Annotated in this window: 1 protein-coding gene; it reads right to left on the bottom strand. The window is 39.1% G+C overall.

The features are described from left to right. Window positions 1-50: 50 nt before the first annotated feature. Window positions 51-1322 carry a YHYH protein gene (locus FJ218_11540; GenBank protein ID MBM4167534.1) on the bottom strand — a complete coding sequence of 424 codons (1272 nt, stop codon included), beginning with the start codon at window positions 1320-1322 and terminating at the stop codon, window positions 51-53. Window positions 1323-1520 lie beyond the last annotated feature (198 nt).

Here is a 1520-nt window from a genome sequence, read left to right as displayed (position 1 = left end):
ATGAACACTAATTTTTCTTTCGTGAAAATTGGTGTAATTGGTGGCAGAATTTATTTTAGTAAAATCATTTTCTTTGTTTCAGAAAATGTATTTGTTGTTAGGCGATAGAAATACATTCCCGAAGAAATGTTTGTTGCATCAAATTGTATTTCGTGTATTCCTTTATCCATTATTCTGCTGTGAATCAACGTTGCAACTTCTTGACCGAGGATATTATACACTCTGAGATTTACTAATGACGAATGACTAATAACAAAGGACAATTTTGTTTTCGGGTTAAACGGATTCGGATAATTTTGCAAAAGAGAAAATGTATTCAGTGAAAAATTATTTTCACTCGCTCCTGTTTGTCCCGAGTATTCAATTGCAGAATCAGGAACAGTGTTGTGTCCGCTGTTTGGTCCCGTGTTTCCTGCTGTTACAACGCCATAATATTGCGGACCAATCAAGTACGGATATTCAGAATTTCCAAGCGAATCCATTGTGGCGAAATATGCGTACGTTCCGTTGGGATATTCCGGCGTTACGGAAAATCGCCCGTTGTTGCTATCCAGATTTCCCAAACCATTCACGAACTCAAAATCTTCAATGTAATAACTGAGCGGATATTGCGTTGAAACATCGGGACCGTATTGCGTTGTTGGGAGGATTGTTCCATTAGGCAGTGTATGGCGTTGTGTAATGTTGCGTTTGCGAAAACTTGTTTTCATTCTCACAATGTTTCCTGTTCCATTTGTGTTTTCAAAAGCATACGCGCCGTAAATTGGAAATCCATCAAAAGAAAAACCAATAACTGGTGAATGTTGATTTGGTGTAGGCGTGTATAAACACTTTGGATTTTGGTGATGATGATACTCTCCTTGTTGCTGCGGATGACCAAGACACGAATCAAACGACGGCGCTTCTACCACAACTGCGTTTTGATGCCAGATATTTTGATTGTGGTACGACATTGCATCTTTGGGATTGAAAAACGTTACGCCGTTGGAAAGAACGCCGATATGACCAAGCGCAGTTCTAGTTTTTGTTCCGGTGTTTTCAACGGGATGGCGAGAAATTTTGAAAATGAAATTCTGATTTGTCGCGCCGTTCGGATTTCCATTCCAAGGACCAATGGGATACGATGGAATGTTCGTGCTCGCAACGTACACATAATCGCTTGTGTAATGTACGTGCTGCACATCGGCGGGAATATTGTTGTATCCTGTTATTCCTGTTGTGTTTCTTTTCCACGAATAAATATCCGGCGTGATAGTTTGAGAAAAGAGAAGTTGTGAGCAAATGCTTATGATTGCGAGAAGAATCAGTAGTTTGTTTTTCATAACGAAGTAATTGAGTTGGAGTAGTTAGATGAAAAAATAGTTGTTGTAATGAAATTATCCTTTGAATTTTTTCTCAAAAATCAATTCCCCTTTTGTTGTTAAACTTTCGAGATAATTCATCGGACAAACTAAATCGGTTGCGTGGCGGACAAACGTAAATCCCGGTTGCGGCACGGGAAGTTTTTTTACTTTTTCTCC

The organism is Ignavibacteria bacterium, assembly GCA_016873775.1.
GTDB lineage: Bacteria > Bacteroidota > Ignavibacteria > UBA10030 > F1-140-MAGs086 > JAGXRH01.
The sequence above is the reverse complement of the archived record's forward strand: the minus strand, read 5'-3'. Positions and strand labels throughout refer to the sequence as shown.

Bases quoted from the DNA above. Each gene is read 5' to 3' on its own strand.
- FJ218_11540 (MBM4167534.1), bottom strand. From the start codon at position 1,322: ATGAAAAACAAACTACTGATTCTTCTCGCAATCATAAGCATTTGCTCA.